This is a genomic window from Methanobacteriaceae archaeon (genome assembly GCA_030656015.1).
In the GTDB taxonomy this organism is placed as follows: Archaea; Methanobacteriota; Methanobacteria; order Methanobacteriales; family Methanobacteriaceae; genus UBA349.
In genome coordinates this window covers 455,174-478,049 of record JAUSNX010000004.1, presented here as the reverse complement: position 1 = coordinate 478,049, position 22,876 = coordinate 455,174, and the positions used below count along the sequence as shown (strand labels likewise).

21 protein-coding genes and 5 tRNA genes are annotated in these 22,876 nt (G+C 34.4%); 4 read left to right on the top strand and 22 right to left on the bottom strand.

Going from position 1 to position 22,876, the window contains the following annotated elements:
- Nucleotides 1-86: 86 nt before the first annotated feature.
- The 11 genes from rpoB to Q7I96_05450 all read right to left on the bottom strand — a co-directional run bounded on the left by rpoB (nucleotide 87) and on the right by Q7I96_05450 (nucleotide 8,063).
- Nucleotides 87-1,898: a DNA-directed RNA polymerase subunit B gene (rpoB, locus tag Q7I96_05500; GenBank protein ID MDO9627064.1), complete on the bottom strand. Its 1,812-nt coding sequence runs from the start codon at nucleotides 1,896-1,898 to the stop codon at nucleotides 87-89.
- A gap of 47 nt (nucleotides 1,899-1,945) precedes the next feature.
- Nucleotides 1,946-3,490: a DNA-directed RNA polymerase subunit B'' gene (locus Q7I96_05495; GenBank protein MDO9627063.1), complete on the bottom strand. Its 1,545-nt coding sequence runs from the start codon at nucleotides 3,488-3,490 to the stop codon at nucleotides 1,946-1,948.
- Between the two features lie 238 nt (nucleotides 3,491-3,728).
- On the bottom strand, nucleotides 3,729-3,962 hold the full coding sequence (locus Q7I96_05490) for a DNA-directed RNA polymerase subunit H (GenBank protein MDO9627062.1): 234 nt from the start codon (nucleotides 3,960-3,962) through the stop codon (nucleotides 3,729-3,731).
- Between the two features lie 44 nt (nucleotides 3,963-4,006).
- Nucleotides 4,007-4,080: transfer RNA gene (locus Q7I96_05485), tRNA-Lys, on the bottom strand.
- 8 nt (nucleotides 4,081-4,088) lie between these two features.
- Nucleotides 4,089-4,160, bottom strand: a tRNA-Asp gene (locus tag Q7I96_05480).
- A 325-nt stretch (nucleotides 4,161-4,485) separates the two neighbouring features.
- Nucleotides 4,486-4,559 (bottom strand) — tRNA-Tyr (locus tag Q7I96_05475).
- A 72-nt stretch (nucleotides 4,560-4,631) separates the two neighbouring features.
- Nucleotides 4,632-4,706 (bottom strand) — tRNA-Pro (locus Q7I96_05470).
- Nucleotides 4,707-4,756: 50 nt separating this feature from the next.
- Nucleotides 4,757-4,830 (bottom strand) — tRNA-Thr (locus Q7I96_05465).
- Nucleotides 4,831-5,218: 388 nt separating this feature from the next.
- On the bottom strand, nucleotides 5,219-6,442 hold the full coding sequence (locus Q7I96_05460; GenBank protein ID MDO9627061.1) for a phosphoglycerate kinase: 1,224 nt from the start codon (nucleotides 6,440-6,442) through the stop codon (nucleotides 5,219-5,221).
- Nucleotides 6,443-6,553: 111 nt separating this feature from the next.
- On the bottom strand, nucleotides 6,554-7,234 hold the full coding sequence (tpiA, locus tag Q7I96_05455; GenBank protein MDO9627060.1) for a triose-phosphate isomerase: 681 nt from the start codon (nucleotides 7,232-7,234) through the stop codon (nucleotides 6,554-6,556).
- A 343-nt stretch (nucleotides 7,235-7,577) separates the two neighbouring features.
- Nucleotides 7,578-8,063: a transglutaminase domain-containing protein gene (locus Q7I96_05450; GenBank protein MDO9627059.1), complete on the bottom strand. Its 486-nt coding sequence runs from the start codon at nucleotides 8,061-8,063 to the stop codon at nucleotides 7,578-7,580.
- A 13-nt stretch (nucleotides 8,064-8,076) separates the two neighbouring features.
- Between Q7I96_05450 and Q7I96_05445 the strand changes: the two genes are divergently transcribed.
- Entirely contained in the window at nucleotides 8,077-8,286 is a 210-nt protein-coding gene (locus tag Q7I96_05445; GenBank protein ID MDO9627058.1) for a hypothetical protein, read from the top strand.
- A 347-nt stretch (nucleotides 8,287-8,633) separates the two neighbouring features.
- On the opposite strand, the gene Q7I96_05440 is transcribed toward Q7I96_05445, so the two are convergent.
- Nucleotides 8,634-9,230 (bottom strand): transglutaminase domain-containing protein, encoded by a 597-nt coding sequence (locus Q7I96_05440; protein MDO9627057.1) that lies wholly within the window; start codon nucleotides 9,228-9,230, stop codon nucleotides 8,634-8,636.
- Between the two features lie 1,069 nt (nucleotides 9,231-10,299).
- Between Q7I96_05440 and twy1 the strand changes: the two genes are divergently transcribed.
- The 3 genes from twy1 to Q7I96_05425 all read left to right on the top strand — a co-directional run bounded on the left by twy1 (nucleotide 10,300) and on the right by Q7I96_05425 (nucleotide 13,723).
- On the top strand, nucleotides 10,300-11,214 hold the full coding sequence (gene twy1, locus Q7I96_05435; GenBank protein MDO9627056.1) for a 4-demethylwyosine synthase TYW1: 915 nt from the start codon (nucleotides 10,300-10,302) through the stop codon (nucleotides 11,212-11,214).
- Between the two features lie 180 nt (nucleotides 11,215-11,394).
- Nucleotides 11,395-12,258 carry a DUF1002 domain-containing protein gene (locus Q7I96_05430; protein MDO9627055.1) on the top strand — a complete coding sequence of 288 codons (864 nt, stop codon included), beginning with the start codon at nucleotides 11,395-11,397 and terminating at the stop codon, nucleotides 12,256-12,258.
- A 382-nt stretch (nucleotides 12,259-12,640) separates the two neighbouring features.
- Nucleotides 12,641-13,723: a hypothetical protein gene (locus Q7I96_05425; GenBank protein ID MDO9627054.1), complete on the top strand. Its 1,083-nt coding sequence runs from the start codon at nucleotides 12,641-12,643 to the stop codon at nucleotides 13,721-13,723.
- 163 nt (nucleotides 13,724-13,886) lie between these two features.
- On the opposite strand, the gene sucC is transcribed toward Q7I96_05425, so the two are convergent.
- The 10 genes from sucC to Q7I96_05375 all read right to left on the bottom strand — a co-directional run bounded on the left by sucC (nucleotide 13,887) and on the right by Q7I96_05375 (nucleotide 22,831).
- A complete protein-coding gene (sucC, locus tag Q7I96_05420) occupies nucleotides 13,887-14,990 on the bottom strand; it encodes an ADP-forming succinate--CoA ligase subunit beta (protein ID MDO9627053.1) in 1,104 nt (367 codons plus the stop codon).
- Between the two features lie 167 nt (nucleotides 14,991-15,157).
- A complete protein-coding gene (locus Q7I96_05415) occupies nucleotides 15,158-15,706 on the bottom strand; it encodes a 2-oxoacid:ferredoxin oxidoreductase subunit gamma (protein MDO9627052.1) in 549 nt (182 codons plus the stop codon).
- A gap of 1 nt (nucleotide 15,707) precedes the next feature.
- Nucleotides 15,708-16,571, bottom strand: a complete 864-nt coding sequence (locus Q7I96_05410; GenBank protein ID MDO9627051.1) for a 2-oxoacid:ferredoxin oxidoreductase subunit beta — start codon at nucleotides 16,569-16,571, stop codon at nucleotides 15,708-15,710.
- A 75-nt stretch (nucleotides 16,572-16,646) separates the two neighbouring features.
- Entirely contained in the window at nucleotides 16,647-17,771 is a 1,125-nt protein-coding gene (locus Q7I96_05405; protein MDO9627050.1) for a 2-oxoacid:acceptor oxidoreductase subunit alpha, read from the bottom strand.
- On the bottom strand, nucleotides 17,764-17,970 hold the full coding sequence (locus Q7I96_05400) for a ferredoxin family protein (GenBank protein ID MDO9627049.1): 207 nt from the start codon (nucleotides 17,968-17,970) through the stop codon (nucleotides 17,764-17,766). The genes Q7I96_05405 and Q7I96_05400 overlap by 8 nt, the downstream gene beginning before the upstream one ends.
- A gap of 261 nt (nucleotides 17,971-18,231) precedes the next feature.
- Nucleotides 18,232-18,600 (bottom strand): dihydroneopterin aldolase family protein, encoded by a 369-nt coding sequence (locus Q7I96_05395; protein ID MDO9627048.1) that lies wholly within the window; start codon nucleotides 18,598-18,600, stop codon nucleotides 18,232-18,234.
- 134 nt (nucleotides 18,601-18,734) lie between these two features.
- Entirely contained in the window at nucleotides 18,735-19,457 is a 723-nt protein-coding gene (locus Q7I96_05390) for a class E sortase (GenBank protein ID MDO9627047.1), read from the bottom strand.
- Between the two features lie 223 nt (nucleotides 19,458-19,680).
- Nucleotides 19,681-20,595 (bottom strand): hypothetical protein, encoded by a 915-nt coding sequence (locus Q7I96_05385; GenBank protein ID MDO9627046.1) that lies wholly within the window; start codon nucleotides 20,593-20,595, stop codon nucleotides 19,681-19,683.
- A 108-nt stretch (nucleotides 20,596-20,703) separates the two neighbouring features.
- On the bottom strand, nucleotides 20,704-22,113 hold the full coding sequence (locus Q7I96_05380; protein ID MDO9627045.1) for a DUF515 domain-containing protein: 1,410 nt from the start codon (nucleotides 22,111-22,113) through the stop codon (nucleotides 20,704-20,706).
- Nucleotides 22,103-22,831, bottom strand: a complete 729-nt coding sequence (locus Q7I96_05375; GenBank protein MDO9627044.1) for an archaetidylserine synthase — start codon at nucleotides 22,829-22,831, stop codon at nucleotides 22,103-22,105. Before Q7I96_05375 ends, Q7I96_05380 begins: the two co-directional genes overlap by 11 nt.
- Nucleotides 22,832-22,876 lie beyond the last annotated feature (45 nt).

Here is a 22,876-nt window from a genome sequence, read left to right as displayed (position 1 = left end):
TTTTACCTTATTTTTTTTTAAATTTCAATTAGTGTAATTATCCATAAATTGAAAACATAAATTGAAAAAATATTAAGGATGTTTGATTAGGCTTTATCCTCTAGAACCAGTTTAGGGAATATAGTTAGGCTCTTTAGTTCGTCTAATAAAAGTTTGAATGCATATGAAATCTCTACTGGGAACGATTCTGATTCCCCACAGATTGGGCAGTATGTTTTATCCCGGACTTTATCATAAACAGATACCATACCGCATTCTCCACATACAATAGCTTCGTACTTATCTGATTCATCTAATAATCGTTCTTTAAGAGCTAAAGCTGCTCCATGAGCAATTAAGCAATCTCTTTCCATTTCTCCAAACCTTAGACCACCTTCTCTGGCCCTACCTTCTGTAGGTTGGCGGGTAAGTACTTGTACAGGTCCTCTGGATCTGGCATAGACTTTATCAGCGGTCATGTGGTGCAGTTTTTGGTAGTAAGCAACTCCAACGAATATCTCTGCTTCTATTTTTTCACCAGTAATTCCATTGTATAATGCTTCTACACCTGCAGTTTCATATCCATTTGATTTAAGAGCAGTTTTAATGTCAACTTCCTGCTCGCCAGTGAATGGTGTTCCGTCAATTCTTCTTCCTTCCATACATCCAGCTTTTCCACCTAACATTTCCAGCACCTGTCCAATGGACATCCTTGATGGAATAGCGTGAGGATTAACTACTAAATCCGGTACAATACCATTTTCAGTGAAAGGCATGTTTTCTTGAGAAACTATGAGTCCTACAACCCCTTTTTGCCCGTGCCGTGAAGCGAATTTATCTCCAAATTCAGGTTGTCTCTGGTCACGAACTCTTATTTTTGCTAATCTACTTCCTTCAACAGTTTCAGTTAGTAAAACTGCATCTACAGTTCCTTTTTCTCCGTGCCTTACCGTAACTGAAGTTTCCCTTCTTCTCTCTGCCACGGTTCCAAATTCATCTATTTCTTCTAAAAACCTTGGAGGAGATGTTTTACCTATCAATACATCTCCGGAAGAAACAACAGATTCCGGATTCACTATCCCGTCATCATCCAGGTGACGGTAAGCTTCTTCAGATCGATATCCTCTAACTCCTTTTTCAGGTATTTCGAAATTGTCTTCTTGTCCTCCAGGATATCTTCTCTCAGATGCTTCATAAGATCTGAAAAATGATGATCTGGAAAGTCCACGTTCAATAGAAGCTTTATTTATAACTAAAGCATCCTCCATGTTGTAACCTTCATAAGACATAACTGCTACCACAAAGTTCTGCCCAGATGGACGTTTGTCGTATCCTGTAGCATCAATGATTCTGGTTTTAACAATAGGTGTTTGTGGATGGTGTAAAAGGTGAGCTCTGGTATCAGTACGCATTCCATAGTTAGAAACGTATAGGCCCAGTGCCTGTTTAGTCATTCCTGCTTCCATAGTGTTCCTTGGTGAGGAGTTGTGGTTAGCAAAAGGAATAATCCCCGCACAAATACCTAACATGGTAGATGGATCTATTTCTAGATGGGTGTGATATTCATTTAACTCGGCCAGTGACATGGCAATATAGGAGTTTTCTTCTTCCTCAGCATCGAGGTATTCGATAAACCCATCTTTCACTAAATCGTTCCATTTAATGTCACCCGTTCTCATTCCGGCGACTTGTTCTTCCTGAAGTAATGGTGCTGCGTCTTTAACAATGATTAAAGGTCTTCTAGCACGACCAGGGTCATTAAAAATGTAAATTTCATCAGTTTCAGTATAATATGTAATATTCATCTCATCAGAGATCTCTCCAGTTCTTCGTTTTGCCCTCATTTCATCTACGAAGTTGTTTGGATCTTCACAGGCCCCGATGAGTTTCCCGTTTATGTAAATTTTAGCTTTTCTCACGAAATTGCCTCCCGATTAAAAATCAAAGAATTGTAATAAAAAATGGTTTACTCCAGTATACCCATCTTTTTGATGATATTTTCAATTTCTGCAGGATCTGAGCCTTCAGATATTTTAGCCATAAGGGCCAGGTTTTTCACCAGACCACAATTTGGACCTTCTGGGGTTTCATTGGGACAGATTTTACCGAATTGAGTTGGGTGCAAATCCCTTGCTTCAAAGTGAGGTTGACTTCTACTTAATGGAGAAACAACCCTTCTCATGTGAGACAAAGTACCCATGTAACTGGTTCTATCCAGAAGCTGGCTTACACCTGCTCGTCCACCTACCCAGTTTCCAGTGGCTATGGCGTGTTTAATGTTCTCGGTTAGCACATCAGAACGCACAGCTTGTTTTACAGAGGGTTCTTTACCTCTAGCTAAACTTCGCTCTAGCTGATAACTCATATCTCTGGTTAAACTGGTGAATGCAACACGGAATAAATCTTCCATTAAATCTCCAGATACTCGCAGTCTTTTGTTAGTGTAATGGTCCTTATCATGCGGTTCACGTGTTTCAGAAATAACTTGAAGTAACATTTCGGTCATTTCAGCCAGGTACGTGGCTTTTTCAGCACGCGTTTCTGATTCTACACCCATGTGTGGTAATAGATATCTATCAATGACGTCTTCTGCTCTTCTAATACGGTATTCTTCAGTCATACCTTTAGCGACACGATTTCCGATGTATTTGATGGCACTGGTTTGTAAGTATTGCCTTCTCTCTTCTTGAGAGAGCTCTTCCATTTCGCTTGGCTCTAACTTAAGACCCTGATCAGAAACTTGTATATCGTCGGCTATAATCATTTGATAATTGAAATCATCAGAAATATGGGTGATAATTTCTTCATCAGTAGATAATCCTAATGCTCGCAGTAAAACAACAAGTGGTATTTCTCCTGGAACGTAAGGGAATGAAATTCTTAAGAAAACTCCAGTTTTTCGCGGTTTTCTGTATTCTAAAGAAATTCTTGCTCTGAAACCACTCTTTATTGATGTAACAATGGCCCTAGCACGTCTATCTTCAACTTCACCGATTCTTTCTAGAATAATTTTATTAGGAGCGATTTCTTCCATGGTAACTATGGCCCTTTCAGAACCATTTACTATGAAATAACCACCAGGATCTTGAGGATCCTCTCCTTTGACCACTAATTCTTCTTTATTTAAACCATTCAAATGACATATGTCTGATTTAAGCATTAGAGGTAATTCCCCAATGTAAACTTTTTCAAAATCTGGTTCGCTTTCATCTTTTTTCAAAAGACGCATTTCCAGATACATATGTGCAGAATAAGTTAAGTTTCGAAGCCTAGCTTCTGTTGGAAATATAAGGCTCTTGGAACCATCAGCCTCTTTAGTAAAGGGCTTTTTAATTTCAAGTTGTCCTGTTTCGACGGAATATTCTCCTTGTTCTAACTCAATAGGTTCAGTTATGTCAATTATGTCCTGTATTCGATGATTTACAAAGTCGTTATAGGATTTAACGTGGTGATCTACCAGGTTGTGTTCATCAAAAAATGCGTCTACCAATCCCCATGCACTCTTTTTCATGGACTTCCTCCAAAAAATAAATACTACAAAATTTTTAGCTAAAATATTAGTTTTAATAAATACTAGTTTACTTTCAGTTTTAATACTCATTTATTCAAACTATTAATCATAAATTCAATTTAAGCAAATACGATTTTTATATAATATTTGTTGAAATGTTTTAGATTATGAGTTTGATTTTTTGAGTTATTAGAGTAAAAAAATGTTAAATAAGAATTAATTAAATTGAACCACTCGATTAATCATGCACCCGCCTATAAGTAACAAATTTTCCTGCTGTGGCGCTTTTACGAGTTATTTCAAGTATGTCTCCTTCTTTAGCCCCAATAGATTTGACCACAGGGTCATCAGTTTTTATTTTAGGGAGCTGTTCAGGATGTGCTTCAATTTTTTTAAGTACTTTAGAAACTTCAGATTCAGACAAAATAACATGATCGGGAACTAGTTCGTGCTTTAAGATATCTTTCTTCACAATATATCCTCCAGTTAAAATAATCCCAATAAAAAATCAGAAAACGGGCCCGACGGGAATTGAACCCGCGGCCACTTGGTTAAAAGCCAAGCGCTCTGCCAGACTGAGCTACGGGCCCTAATGGAACGCCCTGGCCGGGAATTGAACCCGAGTCGCGGGCTCGACAGGCCCGCATGATAGCCCCTACACCACCAGGGCAGGTTTCCAGAATTAGAGCAATTTTAAGTATTTGGTTACCTGCTTATATACTTTTCTAATAAAGCTAGTATTCGTACTATATGTTCATACTAATTCTACAGCGCTGATTAATTAGGGATGTTAAGATATAGATATATCTTTGATTATTTTTATAGTATATAAATAGTACGGTTGATTTTGTTCTCAAAAATTATTATATCAATTAGATTAGAATTAGATGGCATTTATTAATATTCATCTATGGATCTTATCTTAATTAAATTCTAATTTATAAAGCATTATATATAATAGTATCTATTATATCGACCGCTTTCGAGATCAAAAGTCCCGCCTGCCGGACTTGAACCAGCAACCCTCGGATCTACAGTCCGATGCTCTGCCGAATTGAGCTAAGGCGGGTGATTGATTATTATATGTTAAGTTTTTCATGCAATTAATTAATACATGAAAATAATCTATGAATTTTAAGAATGGGACCACCCGGATTTGAACCGGAGTCTCAGGCTCCCAAAGCCCGAAGGATCGACCAAGCTACCCTATGGTCCCCATTGCTTTAATTAAGTTATATAAATACTAATTTTATTTCTCGTACTTAGAGCCCCGGACGGGAATTGAACCCGCGACCACGAGATTACAAGTCTCGCGCTCCACCAGACTGAGCTACCGAGGCATTTTGATTTTAGGAAGTATTTACTTAAATACTTTGTGGTTATTTATTTTCCACATTGCCTTAAACGGTATCTTTTTAAGATAAAGACCTTTATTTATATTAAATATTTTTCTTTGATTCATTTTTAATCTAATATTTAATATTTAACGAGGTAACAAATCAGTTAGATGTTATTGCTTTTATAGTTTGCTATTTGGAGATTATTATTAATTATATTTGTATTTATATTTATTATTAAATTTCATGCTTTTAAAAAAGGTTTAAATCTTAAATTAAGCATTTATAATCTTCTAATATTGATATGTAGTAAAAATTATGGTTTTAAAAAATAATTATTGCCTTTCAAATAATCATCCTTTTAATAATCATTATAATTAATTATGGCAGCTTATTTTTTAACGGCCACTTCTTCTAAAACTTTTACTACTGGAAGTTCTTCACCTGCCAGAAGACTTATACTGGCCCCACCACCACTACTAATGTGATCAATTTCACCTTCAAAGCCCATTTGAACTGCGGCTGCTGCTAGATGGCCTCCTCCAATAATAGAGAATCCATCTGAAGAAGCTATGGCATTGAGTATGTCATCGGTCCCAATACTGAATTCTGGATTTTCAAAAACTCCGGCGGGCCCATTGGCAAATATGGTTTTGGCCTGACGTATTTTTTGGGCATATAATTTGATAGTTTCTGTCCCAATGTCATATATTGGAAGATCCGGAATCTCATTAACCGGAACATCCATCCTTTTATTATCTTTACAAATTGCCACATCTATGGGTATTGAGATTTTATCCTTAAATTTATCTATTAACCTCTCAGCAACCTTTAAAAAATCAAAATATCCCTTTTTCTCAATAAATTCTTTATTACATCTACCAATTTTTACTTTAGATGCTAGAAGGAATATATTGGCTACTAATCCAGTAGTGAGAATAAAATCAGCACTTCCATTTTCCAGTACATTTTCTATTACCATAATGGAATCATCGACTTTTACTCCACCTAAAACATACACGCAAGGTCTCTGGACATTATCTAATGCACCATAAAGAATTCTAAGTTCTTTTTCCATCAATCTTCCTGCCGCGGATGGTAATTCGAAGGCAAAACCGACTAATGAAGGCTGTGATCGATGAGCAGTTGCAAAAGCATCGTTAATAAAGTAATCGGCAATGGAAGAAAGTTTTTTCACCATATGGGTGTCTGCTTGCAGATGAGCTTCTCTTTTTAAAACTTCTTCTGAGTAAAAGCGGACATTTTCAAGGAGTAAAACGTCACCTGGCTCAAGTCGGGCAATTGTTTCCATGGCCGCACACCCAAATATATCTTCTACATAAATCACAGGCCGACCGAGTATTTTGGATAAAACATGTGCATGTTGTTCTAAGGTGGTAAAATCCTTTTTACCTGGACGACTTTGATGAGCTAAAAGGATAGTTTTAGCTCCTTTATCAGATAGTTCGAGTATAGTTTCTGCATGAAGTTTCATTCGTGTGTCATCTAAGATAATTCCAGTATTAGGGTCCACAGGGGAATTTATATCTACTCGGACTAGAACTGTCTTGTTGTTAAACTGAAAATCATCTATGGTATTGAATTTGAGTGACATTCATATTCTCCTTAAGCTGCCGAACTCAGTAGCTATTAATAAAATATTAAAAACATAAAATTATTAAATATTAGGAATTAATAATGAAATTCTTAATGATATTTAATTAATTTAAATTTTACTTACCAAATCTAGAAGTGCTTTTTCAGGACTTTTAGCTAGAATAATGCCAGATGCTAATAAAACACCTTCTGATCCTAGATCTAGAGCAGCTTTCATGTCATCGCCGGTGGAAATACCAGCACCACAAAGAATCTTCACAGAAGGATTTATCTTTTGTACTGCAGCAACTGTACCGGTGACAACTTCAGGTTCGGCCTGTGAAACAGGTATTCCGGATCCTATAAGTTCTGGTGGCTCTACAGCAATAAAATTAGGTCCTAATGAAGCTGCTGCTGCACTGGTTTCAATATTATTAGTACAAACCACGCTGACCATTTCCGCTTGGGAAGATCTTTTAACAATTTCACCAATGTCTGCTAAATTCATTCTCTTTTCAGAGTGATTTATCAAAGTACCTACTGCTCCGGCTTCTTGAGCACATTCCATGAGAACGCTTCCAGTATGGCCGCCGGCAGTAATTGGATCAATATGTTGTGCTAGTACGGGAATATCAACTTCTTTTGATAGATTATAAAGATCTATATGTTGGGGAGCCACTGCAATATTTACTCCTGTTTCTTTTGCTACTTTTTCACATGCTTTAGCTAATTCTAAAGCGTTTTTTCCTGTCGATTCCAGGTATGTTTTGAAATTCAATATTACAATGGGAGTTTTTGAAATTAGCTTCATTAGAATCCTCCAAATGAGTAAATACAATAAAAAATTATTTTATATTAATAATTTGGAGTTAATATATTATAAAAATATTTGGGTTAAGTAGCATATTTATTTTAATCTACTAAAATACTTCAAATACTAAAAAAACGCTAAATTAAGAGAATATGAATCACTTCAATATTTATTATAATTCATTATTAATTCCTAACTAATTCTCAAAATACTCTTGGAATTTTAGTTATTAATTGTAAAAAATTTAGATAAACAATAGATTCTAATTGATTATTAAATTATTTTTTAATAATTTAGATCAAATTAAAAATAAAAAATTCTAAAAAATAAAATAAAAGTAAACCTATTTACCATTATAGGTTACTATGACCTTGCTTGCTTTTGCACAAGTAGATGTGTAAGGTTTACTTCCATATTTTTTGGTCACCAGTGAAGGTTCAAAGGTGATCCATTTTCCATCAATTTTTACTTGTGTCCAGCGGTGTCTGGATGATGCTGATGTTGCACCTTGCACCACTCGGACGGTGTATCCATTTTTTTTGAGTATCTTTGCAGTCCAATCTGAGAGTCCCCAGCAGTCTCCGTATCCGGTTTTATTAACACCTGCAGCAGTATGAGCTGCTCCGGATCTGTGATTTAAGTGTTTGTTAATGTATTTTCGCAAAGTGCTTAATCCAGCTTTTCCTTGCAAATGAGTTAATTGTGCATTCTCTGCTGCCGTAGCTTTAGTAATACTAGCAGCGCTTACTTGTGAAACTGTTCCATCGATTTTTAAAGTAGTTTTAGAGTTTTGGATGTCTCCTAATAAAGCCCCTTGTGAAAAGGGCAAAATGCTCACTACCATGCATAATGCAATTAGTAGCGAATATCGCGAATGTCGCTTAATTGTACCGCCTCCATGTCTAAAAGCCTCAAATGGCTATAAATTAGACTTTGGTAACAACACTATTATTCATATTATAATGCTATATAAATGTTTCTTTGTCAAAATGGACAAAAAAGCTTATATAGGGTCCTTTTTTAGATTTAGAGCACTTAATGGACTTTGTTAAAAGTCTTTAAATCTCTTTTTATAATGTTTCTTATCTTAGAAGAGCCTTTATAAATTAGTATGGCTTTTAAAATCGCCTTAAATGCGCCTTTTAATTTTTACAAACAATAAATTTCTTAATAAAGTTCTAATTAATTAAAAAATCTTTTGTTTGCTTTTAAATACAAGAAAATTGCCATAATCTCTTTAAAAATTATTTGTTTTAAATTGATTAAACTTTTTTAACATAGATCTGTTAAAAAATTAATAAATGGTTCAATATTACTTAAAATTTCTTAAAAATAGTAAATAATTATTAAAATTAATTTAAAATTTATATGGATTGCTAAAAATAAAAAAGAGTAAACATTAAATGTTGTAAGTTTTTATAACTGAACTTACTTTTCCGCAAGTGGCGGTGTAATGTTTACTTCCATATTTTTTGGTCACCAGTGATGGCTCAAATGTAGTCCATTTCCCATCTACTTTTACCTGTGTCCAGCGGTGTCTGGATGATGCTGATGTTGCACCTTGCACCACTTTAACTTGATATCCGTTTTTAGATAGCTTTTTTGAAGTCCAATCTGAGAGTCCCCAGCAGTCTCCGTATCCAGTTTTTTCAACACCTGCTGCGGTGTGTGCTGCTCCGGATCTGTGGTTTAAGTGTTTGTTAATGTATTTAGAAAGTTTGTTTAATCCAGCTGTTCCCTGTAAATGATTAAGTTCTTCTTTTTCTTTTTCTGTTGCTGGACTAATGGGACTAGTACTCTTGCTTTTTTTGTAATAGTGGTTTTTAGAGTATTTCTTGTAATACTTGGACTTTTTATATTTGTAGTACTTTTTTTGGGAATAACTTTTGTATTTCTTTTTGTAAGCAGCGCTTACTTCGGAAACACTGTTATCCACCTTTAAAGTTGTTTTTGAGTTTTGTGTATCTCCTACAATGGCACCTTGTGAAAAGGGCAAAAAGCTCACTACTATGCATAATGCAATCAGTAGGGCATATATTGAATGTCGCTTAATTGTACCGCCTCCACGTCTAAATGCTAATAATGGCTTTTAGACTTTTGGTAACAATAGGTATTATTCACATTAGAAGACTATATAAATGTTTTGTTGAAAGATAGGACAACAAAGCTTATATATGGTTTATTTTTTCATTTAAAGCAATTAAATCAAATATTGGCCATCATCAGTTAAATTCTAAATTAAAGGCGTTATTTCGCTGAAAAAAGCATTATTTTGGGATATTTATGGCTAAAATTTTATTAAATAGATTTTTATTATTAGAGTTATCTAAATATAATTCTAAGCCTATTTAATAACAAAAATAGTCATAATATGTCTTTAAATTTTGAATAATTTAGTTTTAGGCCACTATTTTCAGAAATTTATTCAGTTTAATAATATTTTTTTAACTATTATTGTTTGGAAAAATAGATTTGAAATTATAAATTGGCTAATTAATATTTCTTATATCCAATGATGAGATTTGATGATTTTCTGTAAAAACAAGATCAAAATAAAATATAATATTTAATATAATTATTTAATGTGATTGGTTTATGCGATGGGTATTGATTATCTGGTTAAGATATATAATTTTTAGAGTCTCAAGTTATAATTCGATAGAAAGCTTTTCTCTATTCAAAGTGTTTTATCCAGCTTATGTTTTAACAACACACTTTTCCAAGCAAAAAGTATCGTTTACAAATACTATTTTTTGTTTCTGAATGACTCAATGAAATTAAAGTATATCGCCTAGTATTCATAATATCAAAAAAAAAAGAAAATTAAAAATTTTATATTAAACATATAAAGTATTAAAATTGAAGCTGATAATCTTATTATTTACAGCTATTAATTGAATGGTAGATAAATTATATTATGTAATGATTAAAGATAAATTAAACTAAATATTTTTTAATTAGTTTAATAATTTCATAACTAATTAAATTTCATTAAATTTTAATTAGCTATTACCTATTTATAAACTTAATTTATCACATAATTCAATTTTAAGTAAGGATATAAAATGATATTAACAACTGAACAACGGCAAAAGCTTGAGAAAATGGGTTATCGTTTTGCAGGCGAGAATTACCATGCCGCCGCAAAAATATGTCACTGGACCAAAAAAAGCATTCTTGATGAGGGAGTATGCTATAAAGAAAAATTTTATGGGATTGAAAGCCATAGGTGTCTTCAAATGTCCCCTAGTATTCCTTTTTGCCAACAAAAATGTTTTTTCTGCTGGAGAGACCTTTCCAGCACGGATATTAAATGGGAGGGGCCTTATGATGAACCAAAAGAAATAATTGAAGATTGTATTCAGGCCCAAAAAAAGTTGTTATGTGGCTTTTTTGGGAATGAAAAAGCCAATAAAAAGAAGGCCCTGGAATCTGGTGATCCTAAAAATGCAGCTATTTCTCTGGCAGGAGAACCTATGCTTTATCCAGAAATTGGAGAGTTAATTTCTGAATTTAATCGCCGGGACTTCACTACATTCTTGGTCAGCAATGGTCTAACACCATCTAAATTAAAAGAACTTCCCCAGGATCCAACTCAACTTTATATTTCCCTGGATGCTCCGGAAAAGGATACTTATCAAAAACTTTGTCGACCACAAATCGAAGGTGCCTGGGAAAATCTTAATGATTCTCTGGAATTACTTTCCACTTTTGACTGCCGTAAGGTTCTTAGAATAACCGCGGTTAGGGAAAAGAATATGTTTGATCCGCAAGGATATGCTGATTTAATCAAAAAAGCCCAGCCTGATTTTGTAGAAGTTAAAGCATACATGTTTGTAGGATATTCTCGTCAAAGAATGGCTTTAGATAATATGCCTATGTTTTCAGAAGTAAAAGATTTTGCCAGGGATATTGGGAATTTATGTGGTTTGGAAGTAGTAAATGAATCTACTGAAAGCAGAGTTGTTCTTTTAGCTTAGATATAGATGGATTATTCTGTAGCTGCATGGTTTTAATACCATTAAATTCTATTTTTTTTAATATTTTAATTCTAATTTGTGAAAAACATATTTTGCGTTGTTTTTTTGGGCATAAAAATACTTATTACTATAAAAAAGTATTTAATAATGGCTGTTCAATTATAGTAAAGAGGTGATGCTATGAAGAAGTATATGGCAGGTTTTCTTTTAGTTTTAGTACTAATTGCTCCCATATATGCTGTTTCTGGTTTTTCAATTACCCTAGGGGAAGCAACCAATAATAATGCAGCATATAAAAATTCAATGTTGAGCTATTTTCAGTCTAAAACTGATAAAAATATAACTGATGCAACTACTAAGGTTATAACTGCTTCAGAAGTTAATAGTGTATCTAAAAATATCACTGGATTGGTTTATCCTTCAAGTAAGATATTTTCATGTGCCATGGTTGATTTAAGCTATCAAAACGGAACTAAGGTCATTGTAGATAAAAGTAAAGTAACTGTAGTAACGCCGCAAATGTATGCTAATGCCCTACAATCTTCAGGAATAGATCGGGGATATGTGGTTGTTTCTTCTCCAGTTCCTGCTACTGGTGAAGCTGCTTTAGCCGGAGTTTTAAAATCTTATGAGATTGCTGTAGGTACTCCTATTCCAGAAGAAGCTAAAAAAGCATCTACTGAGGAGCTATATCTGGAAACTCAACTGGTAAATCAAACTGGTCAAAATGGGGACAAGGTGGCACAACTTTTTTCTGATGTAAAAAATCAGACTCAAAGTCAGAATTTACAGAATCCTGATGAGATAAAAGTTATTGTGGTAAATGTTGCAAATCAAATGAATATTAATCTTAGCAACAACCAGACTCAACAAATAGCGGATTCTGTGGCTAATTCTCAGAAAGTTCGATCCAATTTGACTAATTTCCAGGATAAACTTCAAGGTATAAGTCAACAAGTTTCTAATCCCGGGTTTGTAGATCAAATAACCAACTTCTTGCAAGAAATATTGAATTATGTGCAGGGATTAGTTTCTGGACAATAAATAAAGTGTATTTCACTGGAATTGAGAAATATTGGGTTATAACTTCAGTTAATATTAATTCAATATTCTTAATTTTTAGATTTTAATGAAATTTTTAACCATATTTTTTTTAAATTGAGAAATATAAAATATAGAAAATTTGAATTTTCAGCCGATTTATTTTTTTGGAGATTGGGTGGGTTTGGAAAGTTTATAATTAATTAAATATGATATGCTAACTATGCTACTGTTTTAAAATAGTTTGTAAAATTCTTTTAAATTTTCAGGGTCCATAGATAACTTAGAGAAACAAAAATGAACAAAAAATTTCTTTCATTTGATTTTAAAACTAATTTAGCCCATATATTTATATTATACTGATTATTAAAACTAATTTGATATCATGTTCATTGCTCAAAATAATCTGCAACTAATAATAGAAGTAGCAGTCATAATACATCTAGGAATTTTACTCCTTTTTAATGTGGTGGCTTTACCTTTAAGTATGGTCTTGTTTTTAGGGATTGTACTCACTTCTCTTATCGCTGCCATGTTTAGTGTAGATGCTATAATATTATTGCTTCCTTTTCTGTCTCACCATGAATTTACTCACCCTTTTGGCCCTTTAGCTGTTTTTGGCTGGGTTACTGTGGCTGCTGCTGCTAGCTTACTCAGTGAAGTAGGGATTAAATCAACATCTATAAAAACATTAAGTATTATTCTTTTCTTTGTTATTGCGGTGGCCGGAGGAATAATGCATAGGTCTTTCCTCATATTATGGTTTTTGGGATGGGCCTTTGGATATTTAATAATGTCCAAGAGTTTTAAAAGGAGTACTAAAATAACTCGTAAATCAGTCATAGGTTTTATTATTGCAGGTGCGGGTGGATTTGCCATGCTAGAAATCATGTCACAAGTACTTAATAAAGCCGTCTTAAGTCCCATGTTAAGGGTTTCTAGATTGGAACAGTACTCTATTCCTAGTTTGAAAACAGTTTTAACAAACACTAACTTACTTGGTCATGTACAAGGATCCTGTTACTGGAAATCAGCATGCTTAGGTGGGGCAGATGGTTATATGACTCTTCCAATGACATTTATACAAGGTTTAGGATTACCATACCATCTTTTTTATGGTGTACTTGTTGCAAAAAAGGATTATATAGATTATATGCTCCCTGGCTTATTTGCTGTAGCATTTGACGCCGGATATTTGGGACTATTATTTTTAATGTCATGGATAATGTTAGTTACTATAACTGGATTTGTTATATTGCGTAAGTATCGCTCTAAAAGGAAAGATGGCAGTCGGATATTTTTAGGAAGAGAAGCACTTCTAATTGGTGCATTAGCTGCTTTCTTATCTCAAAGTATTGTAGGACTGTTTATATTTAATAGGTCATTCAATGAATCCGCTTTGTTGACTTATATTGTCCTTTCAGCATTAGTAATGGCCCATTCAGTAACATTAAAAAGAAGTATCTAATCTGAAATCAAGAATAAATAAACAGTAATATCATGATTATTTTAATTTTTTAGTATTTTTTTAACTATAATTGATTTAAAATTTTAAAAGTAATGAAATAAGAATTATTTTAACTATAATTCAAAATAAATTATAATTTAATTTTTAAATAAAAATAATTAGATTAAAAAGAATTTCGAAGTGCTACTGCCTTTTTAGCGGCATCTTCCATGGATGTTTCAAAAGATACTCCAGCATCAGTGAGTAATCTTTGTCCTTCTTCTTCATTTGTCCCAGTAAGTCGAATAACCAATGGAATTTTCCTTTCAGCTTCTTCTAAAGCTTTTATAATTCCTCGAGCTACATCATCAGCTCGGGTGATTCCACCTAGCACATTGAGAAATATAACTTTTACTGGAGAATAATCTATTACTAAATCCAGTGCTTTTTTTATAACATCTGCGGATGCACCACCACCAATATCCAAGAATGTAGCTGGTTCTCCACCATTTAATTTTATCATATCCATCCCCGTAAGTGTCAAACCTGCTCCATTTCCAATCACGGCAATATCACCCTCAAGTTTTACAAAAGCAAATTCTTCTGCTTCATACTCATCCAGCTCCATCATTTCCAGGTGACGGAAAATAGAATCATCATCCAAATCGAGTTTAGCATCAGCAGCTATAATTCCTTCAGGGGTTACAATAAGTGGATTAATTTCGGCCAGGTTAGCATCATATTTTTTAAATACCTGAAATAATTTCCATATAATTCCTCCTACGGAGGATATTAGTGAGCTTTTTACTCCCATTTTTCGAGCTATTTCTCGCCCTTCATAGGGCAAAAAGTCGTCCTGTGGATTAACATGATATTTGATGATTTTTTCAGGGCTTTTTTCAGCTAATTCTTCAATATCCACTCCGCCTTCTGCACTGGCCATAATAAGCGGTTTTTTATTGGCACGATCAACAGCCACACTGACATAGAATTCCTTTTTAATGTTGGCTTTCTCTTCTATAAGAATATATTTGACTTTTTCACCTTTAATTTTACTAGATAATAACTCTTCAGCACATTTAAAAGTTTCTTGTGGTGTATTGGCGAATTTTATTCCACCAGCTTTACCACGTCCACCTACCAGGACTTGAGACTTTATGGCCACGGGCCGGTTCATATTTTTCGCAATTTTTTGGGCTTCTGCACTGGTTTTGGCCATATATCCTTCAGGTACAGATATTCCATCATTTTTAAACACAGCTTTGGCATTATATTCATAAAGTTTCATTTTAAACCTCTATTTATGTTATTACCTATTTAATGTTATTAATTATAATTAATTAGAAATATGATTATTATAATTATAGTATATTGCAGATAACGTATTCCATTTCTAAATTAAAAAATAAAAATAAAGAATTGATAAAATATTTTAATAATGGTATTTTAAAATATTTATTTTACTATCGCCAGGCCGGCCTCAAAAGCAGCTAGATTCTTAGCCTCAGTTCCCGGAGGCACACTTTCAGCTATGGCCTTTTCAGCAGCTTCAACAGAAATTACCTTGGTAATTCCAGTTATGGCTCCAATCATCACAATATTGGCCACTATACTAAGCCCAATTTCTTTTTCAGCAGTTTTGGTTACAGGGGCTTCATAATAATTGATATTATGTTCTTTAACAAAAGGAAGAACTTCTTCTTCAATTATCATATCTGGATCAACAATTAGGGTTCCACCATCTTTTAAATCATGTAAATATGCCATTAATGCTTGATGGGACATTGCAACCATAATATCTGGACTTTGTACTTTAGGATAGTCAATTTCCTCATCGCTGATCACAACTTCTGTTCTGGAAGCACCACCCCGAGCTTCAGGCCCGTAGGATTGGGTTTGAACTGCATGTATATTATCGTGTAGTGCTGCAGCTTTACCAATAACTATTCCAGCTAATATTATTCCTTGACCTCCAAATCCTGCAATTCTTATTTCTTTTCTCAATTTAATCCTCTCGGTAAGCTGATTTCACGGCTTGAGATTTTTGCCCGTATTTTTCTTCAATTAAATTGTAAAGTTCATTAGAGAACTCTGGCCGTGGTTCATTGGCAAATTCGCCAACAATTATTTTTCCTTCAAGCTCTTCAGCACTCATTTGATCAGCTTTTCGCTTGTTTACACCGCTATCTTTCATCCAGCGCATCATATCTACGGGAGTTCTCAGTTTGTTTTTCCGACCAAAATAAGTTGGGCACTGGGAAATAACCTCAATAAATGAAAATCCTTTATTATTCAGGCCTTTTTTAATGGCATTGGCTAGTTGAAGGGCATGTGCAGTTGTCCAACGGGCAACATAAGTTGCACCTGCTGCTGTAACCAGTTCAGCAAGATCAAAAGGCCGTTCAAATGCACCATACGGTGCAGTACTACCATAACTCCCCTGGGGGGACGTAGGACTTATTTGCCCTCCGGTCATCCCATATATGCTATTATTGATACAAATAACCGTCAGATCTATATTTCTCCGAGCCCCGTGAATAAGGTGATTTCCACCTATAGCGGCCGCATCTCCATCTCCTGTGAATACAACTACATTAAGATCGGGGTTTCCCAGTTTTAATCCTGTAGCAAAGGATATGGGTCTTCCATGGGTAGTGTGTAATGAATCGCATTTTACATATCCTGGTATCCGTGAGGAACAGCCAATTCCTGAAGCCATAGCGATACTGTCAAAATCAACTTCTGCCATTTCCATGCCGTTAAAAAATGTATTTAAAACTATACCATTACCACATCCGGCACAAAAAATGTTTGGAAGTCTATCCTTTCTTAAATATTTCATAAAAGGACTTTCATTGTTTTCTTCCATTTCAGCAACTCCTTAACTTGAGTTATTCTTAATTTTTGATAAATTAAATTTTAATTACTTAGACTAATGATTGAATTAGCTTTTTTCAATTTTAGACAAAATTTCCAGAGGTTTATGAATTTCCCCACCTATTTTAGGCATTAATTCAACTTCAGCATTTCCTGCAGCAACTCTCTGAACTTCATAGAACATCTGCCCCAGATTCATCTCTACCACAATTATTTTTTTAGCAGTTTCTGCAGCCCTTTCTATGTGTTTTTCTGGAAATGGCCATGGTGTGTCAATTTTCATGTAACCCGCTTTGATACCTTCTGCACGGGCTTTTTTAACGGCTGTTGCTACTGAACGCGATGGTGCACCGTAACAAATTATTATAACATCTGCATCTTCGCAGAATTCTTCTTGCACCCGGACAATGTCGTCTTTATTTTTTAATATTTTGTCACAGAGCCGATTAACCAGTTTAGAATGGCCGGATGGATCTGAAGCGTCAGGGTAACCTTTTTCATCGTGGGTGAGGCCGGTTATGTGGAGATTGTAACTTTCTCCAAAGGGACCCATTTTAGATGTTCCATTTGCTTCTGCTTTGTAAGGTAAAAATTCATTAGGATCTTCCTCGGGCATTTTCCGGCTTACTATATCAACCTTTTCAGGTATGATTATTTTTTCCCTCATGTGGCCCACTATTTCGTCACTCAAGACGAATACTGGAACTCTATACTTTTCTGCTAAATTGAAAGCTTCTACAGTAAAATCAAAGCATTCTTGAACTGATGAAGGGCATAGGGCAATAATTTCGTAGTCTCCATGGGAACCCCAGCGGGCCTGCATCATATCACTTTGAGAGGCCATGGTAGGCTGTCCCGTAGATGGAGAACCTCTTTGAACGTTTACTATTACTAATGGCGTTTCGGTCATGGCAGCATACCCTATATGCTCTTGCATTAAGGAGAATCCAGGGCCCGATGTGGCAGTCATTCCTTTAACTCCACTCCAAATGGCCCCAATAACTGCTCCAAGAGCCCCTATTTCATCTTCCATCTGAATAAAAGCTCCACCTTCTTTAGGTAAGAATAATGCCAAGTCTTCCGCTATTTCTGTTGAGGGTGTTATGGGATACCCTGCGAAAAACTTACAACCTGCTTTTATAGCTCCTCGGGCACAGGCCTCATTTCCTTGAATGAAATATTCTTCACTCATCTTTTTCATCCACCTTTATAGCTTGGTCTGGACACATTAATGCACATAAATTACAATGTGTACATTTGTCTTGGTTTTTTGGGACAGGAATGCGTACTCCTCGCTTGTCCGGCGTTTTAGAATCTTCATAAACGTTTTTTGGACAGAACTCTGTGCATATGCTGCATCCCTTGCATAAGTTTGGGTCTAATTTAATCATACCAATCTTTCTCATTTTTTCAATTACTAATTTAGATTAGACTTTTAAATTTAAATAACTTTTCAAAATAGGATTATATTTTTAAATAATCTATGAATTTCATAGTTAATGATATTCTATTGAATATCATAATTAATAAAAATAATTAAAAAATCTATTTTATTTAAAATGGAAATTAAATAATAAAATAACTCATGAAATGATTTAAATTTTTTAAATTATTATTACTTGGTTTTGAATAATTTAATAAAATTAGTTTAATCAGTTAATTTGCTCTATATACATGAGTGGATATTTTAGGTCTTCTTCATATTGCATTCTTACTAGTGCTCGGATTCCTTTAAATTCCGATACAATCTTCACATCTAGCATATCTCCACTGAGTGAAACATAATCAAACTTGGTGTTCAATTCTTCTAATTTTTCTTTATTTATTTTGACTATGACTCTATTTATGCAGGGTTGCAATTCAAGAGATTTTTCCATGGATTTTTCCAGTGTTTCAGCATTTTTAATACTCACTGGAGTTCCTATAAACTGATGAAAAAGCGCACCCATGCTTATACCGCCTTCAAATATGGCCCGTTCTCGGTGTGAAATATTGCTAAAGTATTTTGTATCGACATCAATGGCTTTTGTGTGTTCCATTATGTTCACCTATCAATTGTTTACATTTTAAATATTAAATAATAAATTAAATATTGGGTTTAAAGTATTGAAAATTTATTATATCTCACTTAATTGAGTTTATTGAGGTTAATTTATTAAATTCCAAAAATATTATTTATACTTGTTAGTTGGGATGAAATAAAGTCTGCTGGAATAGGAAATACGTATCCTAATGTTAAAAATAGCGTTAAACCTATGGTTACCAATAATAGAATTATTTTGTCATCTTCTACAGGATAAAAATAGGTTAATGTCAATCCGGATAATAAAAATCCTAGGATTATTAGTAGGCCATAGTAACTTTTAGGATTGTCTTGGGTGCTAGTTTTTTGGAACGGGGCTATTTTTTTTAAATCAGTTTCTACAATTAATCGTTGTTTATCTGATCCAATTGGGGTGCAAGTTATTAAAAATAATTTTTGGCCCTGTTCTACTGAAATTCGATAAGATGCAGAAACCACAAAAGATCTTTTTACAGTGTATTCTACATTACCTATTCCTGGCCAATCTAAAAATACACTGCTTCCATTTTTTAATTTATCTAAACTGTAAAAAGGGGAGCCATAAAGTGTTCTATGGCCAAATATAATTACTGTACCCTCCCCGGGGGCAGATGATCCTGGTTCGTGGTAAACACCATAAGATACAGATTTATTATTTAATTTTTGATTGACATCAATTGATGGAATAGAAACCATGGGAACACTAGTTAAATTATTTTCAACCTCAATTTGAGATGCATAATAACTCACATCAATTAAACAATAAAGCGAGATTATAAACATTCCTGCTATGATAAAAATAGTTGATAGTTTCATTTTACATCCCAATTTGTAACAAAATTTTTATTATCTTGTTTTTAGTCGTTCTATTATAAAAATTTAACAAATTCAGAATAGCTGTAATTTCAATTCATTTTGTAATAAATAAAAAGAATATATTGCCTCTAAAATTATTCATTTTAGATTAATTAATTTAGATTCTTAAAAATAAAAAATAAAAAAATTAATTAAAGCAAATAAAAAAATTATTTGCTCTCAATTATCTCATAAATCTTGCGTATGCAACTCCCGCCACTGCAACAAGAGTTCCAACTACAAATAGCCCATATGGGACACCAGTTGTTTTACTAGGTACTGTGGAATCACCACTGGACCCACCAGAATTAATTAATGCAGATGAAGCCTTTGCTGTTGAAGAACTGCTAGTTTTAGGCCAGACATAGGTGTATGAAAAGTCCTTATAAGTGTCTGGATTCATCACAACATTCCAAGCAGCAATACCTCCGCTGGCTAGGCTTGCATCATCAATAAATGCATCTGGACTGCTGGATGTTAATTTTGAACCAGTAGGTGCTATTGGTGCCCTCACAATCCCATAAACTTTTTTATCATCATAATTGGTTACTCTGAAATGGAAATGTCCTGTCCATTTTCTTATATCCAGTGTTGGATTTAATATTTCCAGTTCATTAGGTTGGAACCATGACCCCTCTAATCCTGGCTCATTTATTAATGGCCAGTAAGTTTTGTTAGTGGACTCTGCATTCATGATATAAGTTGGTATGCCGCCCATCATACCGGTGGCATCCAATTTGAAGCTAACCGTTTTTGTTTCCCCGGCTTTTATTGGCCATCCATAATCTCCCCCTAACTCTGGAGATCTTGATTTAACCATTTTAACCGCTTTTGGATCAGTCCAATCTATAAGCCATTTAATAGTGCTGTTATCTGTTAAACTACCTTGATAAACCTGACTCATTTTAAAATACTGGACATGGTCATTGGTATTTTTAACAGTTACGGTTATGGTGGCAGTCAAATGAGAAATTTTGTAACTGGTAGCAGATGGATCTTCACTAACCCATGTTTCTGCGGAAGATGTTCCAAAGGAAATTATTCCTGAAAAAGCAAAAATTGATATTATTAACATTATGCAGATTTTATTGATATTCATTTTCATGACCCCTTAGTTAATACTCTTTTAGTAATAATAATATAATTTATTAAAAATAAAAAAGTTTTGGTTGAATTTGCATTATGAATTCAACCAAATTTCCACTTATTAACCATATATGCTTAGTAGCTCTTTTGTCATCCAGTTAGGTGCTTGCTGTGTTGGAAGTGTCAGAATCAAACTTTCTGAGCTTTGGATCAACAAAGATACATCTTCTCTTGGAACTTCTAAAAGAACGAGATATGTGGTATCTAAATCTCCTAAATTGGATGAACGTTCATAGTCTGAGAGCTTAATTCCATAATTTTGCAGTAATGCTGATGTTTGTGCTTGATTAAATCCACCTGCTGCTGCTGCTCTGAGTAATTGTTCTACATCCGTGGCTGATGTTTGTTGATTTGAACTAGTTGAACTAATATCGTTCATAGTCAATGTTTGACTATTTAACAGACTAGCATCAATAGTACCACTGTCCTTTGCTCTTAAAATTGCTAAGACTGTTGCCCCACTTATCTTAGGAGTATCTGAATTGGTAGTTGTTGTTGCTGGAGTTGTAGTGTTTGTACTATTATTTGCTGCTGCAGGTGCAGCTTCAGCAGCTGTTTTCACATAAACATCAACCATATTTCCAACACTAATCAAACCACCTGCTGCTTGCAGTCTGGAAATCATTATTGGAACTGCAACAGTATCGGGGGTTTGAATTTCCATATTTGCCAGCACGGTAGCATCTGCCTGATTAACAAATGTTTGGGCATCGGCAACTTTCATTATAACCTCTTTTTGAGAGGCGGGTGCGGCTGTTTGATTTGCAGCAGTCACTGATTGACTGGCATCCGTAGAATAAACCACCATAACTCTTCCAAAAGGATCTTTTTTAGTCTTTATCTGCTGCGTTTGATAGGTTCTCCAGGACTTCGTAGCTGGGCCAAGCACATCAACGGCTAAAACTTCTTCGGCAGTAGTTCCAGTATTAATCTGATTCAAAAGATTTGTTTTCTGGGGATCAGTAGCTAAAGGACCTTTGAAATAAGCATCAACTTCACCTAGTTTGACATCTTTAGCACCTTGCAGTGTTTGTTGATATGGTGAATAAACTAAGAAATAATAAAGCGAAGCTATTAAAACAATTAAAATGACTGCAAAAACAACAGCACCTATCAAAGTTTTTTGATCGTCATCAGGTATTCGACGTCCAAAACCACCAGTACTAATTCTCGAGGCACCACCAGATCTTTTAGGTGGCCTTTTAGGATCTCCTTTAACCTTTAGCTTAGGAGCATTAGGTTTATTTACAGGCTTTGGTTTTATTTTGGGCTTGGGCATAGGACGGGGCATTTTCTTGGGGCCTCCGCTAGGTGCTGCCGCTCCCTTTTTCTCACCATTTTTTCCAGACATTTTACCGACCAGATCTTTGATTTTGCCTCCCACGTCAGCCGACTCTGTTTCGTCGGGCTTCCTCAGATCTGGAGGTGTATCCTTACTATTTTTTTTGTTACCTTTCAACTTATCTAACATGTGGACCACTTTTTAGATTTGTGAATAAGGCCATAAACGGCATAAATATGATGTAAATCAAACTTAAGATGAATAACGCCTTCGCGGGGATATTCATAAGATAAATTTGAATGTTTTGAGGCATGCAAACAGATAGTATTAGAATCAAGATTATTCCTGCAGTTTTTACACTTGTTGGCTTAAAATATTCAATGGTACTTATCATTAATAAAGATGATAATGTCATGATTATTAGAGCAACATCAGTTGTAAAAAGGCCGCTGAGATAAAATGATGACAATACTAATGCAGTTGCTGGTATGGGAAGTCCCACAAATTTATCTCTGGTGGTTCCAATATTTGAAATCACGTTGAACCTAGAGAGCCTCAAAATACCACATATAACTATTAAGAGACTTACTATTATATTAATGTATCGTATATCCGCGGTTAAAGTGGCCGAATACAAAAATATTCCCGGCGCAACACCAAAGGATATTACATCACATAATGAATCAATATTTTTTCCAAATCCACACTCATCATCTCTATTTGTTTTTCGTGCTACCCAACCATCAAGGGAATCGAAAATTACTGCAAGTAGTATAAATTGTGCAGCAATTACTAATTCACCATTCATGGCCATAATTATTGATAAAAAACCAAAAGAGGCATTCGTGATGGAGAAAAGATCTGGAAGAGATACATAATCTTTCATTCGAGTAGTATCTAAACTCATTTTTCTTGCCTCATCTTTTTATTATAAATATTATATTTATTTTAA

What these genes read in the sequence shown, in the direction of transcription:
- Q7I96_05495 (MDO9627063.1), bottom strand. Translation starts at nt 3,490, where the DNA reads ATGAAAAAGAGTGCATGGGGATTGGTAGACGCATTTTTTGATGAACAC.
- Q7I96_05460 (MDO9627061.1), bottom strand. Translation starts at nt 6,442, where the DNA reads ATGTCACTCAAATTCAATACCATAGATGATTTTCAGTTTAACAACAAG.
- tpiA (MDO9627060.1), bottom strand. Translation starts at nt 7,234, where the DNA reads ATGAAGCTAATTTCAAAAACTCCCATTGTAATATTGAATTTCAAAACA.
- Q7I96_05445 (MDO9627058.1), top strand. Translation starts at nt 8,077, where the DNA reads ATGCATAATGCAATTAGTAGCGAATATCGCGAATGTCGCTTAATTGTA.
- twy1 (MDO9627056.1), top strand. Translation starts at nt 10,300, where the DNA reads ATGATATTAACAACTGAACAACGGCAAAAGCTTGAGAAAATGGGTTAT.
- Q7I96_05430 (MDO9627055.1), top strand. Translation starts at nt 11,395, where the DNA reads ATGAAGAAGTATATGGCAGGTTTTCTTTTAGTTTTAGTACTAATTGCT.
- Q7I96_05425 (MDO9627054.1), top strand. Translation starts at nt 12,641, where the DNA reads ATGTTCATTGCTCAAAATAATCTGCAACTAATAATAGAAGTAGCAGTC.
- sucC (MDO9627053.1), bottom strand. Translation starts at nt 14,990, where the DNA reads ATGAAACTTTATGAATATAATGCCAAAGCTGTGTTTAAAAATGATGGA.
- Q7I96_05410 (MDO9627051.1), bottom strand. Translation starts at nt 16,571, where the DNA reads ATGGAAGAAAACAATGAAAGTCCTTTTATGAAATATTTAAGAAAGGAT.
- Q7I96_05405 (MDO9627050.1), bottom strand. Translation starts at nt 17,771, where the DNA reads ATGAGTGAAGAATATTTCATTCAAGGAAATGAGGCCTGTGCCCGAGGA.
- Q7I96_05400 (MDO9627049.1), bottom strand. Translation starts at nt 17,970, where the DNA reads ATGATTAAATTAGACCCAAACTTATGCAAGGGATGCAGCATATGCACA.
- Q7I96_05390 (MDO9627047.1), bottom strand. Translation starts at nt 19,457, where the DNA reads ATGAAACTATCAACTATTTTTATCATAGCAGGAATGTTTATAATCTCG.
- Q7I96_05385 (MDO9627046.1), bottom strand. Translation starts at nt 20,595, where the DNA reads ATGAATATCAATAAAATCTGCATAATGTTAATAATATCAATTTTTGCT.
- Q7I96_05380 (MDO9627045.1), bottom strand. Translation starts at nt 22,113, where the DNA reads ATGTTAGATAAGTTGAAAGGTAACAAAAAAAATAGTAAGGATACACCT.
- Q7I96_05375 (MDO9627044.1), bottom strand. Translation starts at nt 22,831, where the DNA reads ATGAGTTTAGATACTACTCGAATGAAAGATTATGTATCTCTTCCAGAT.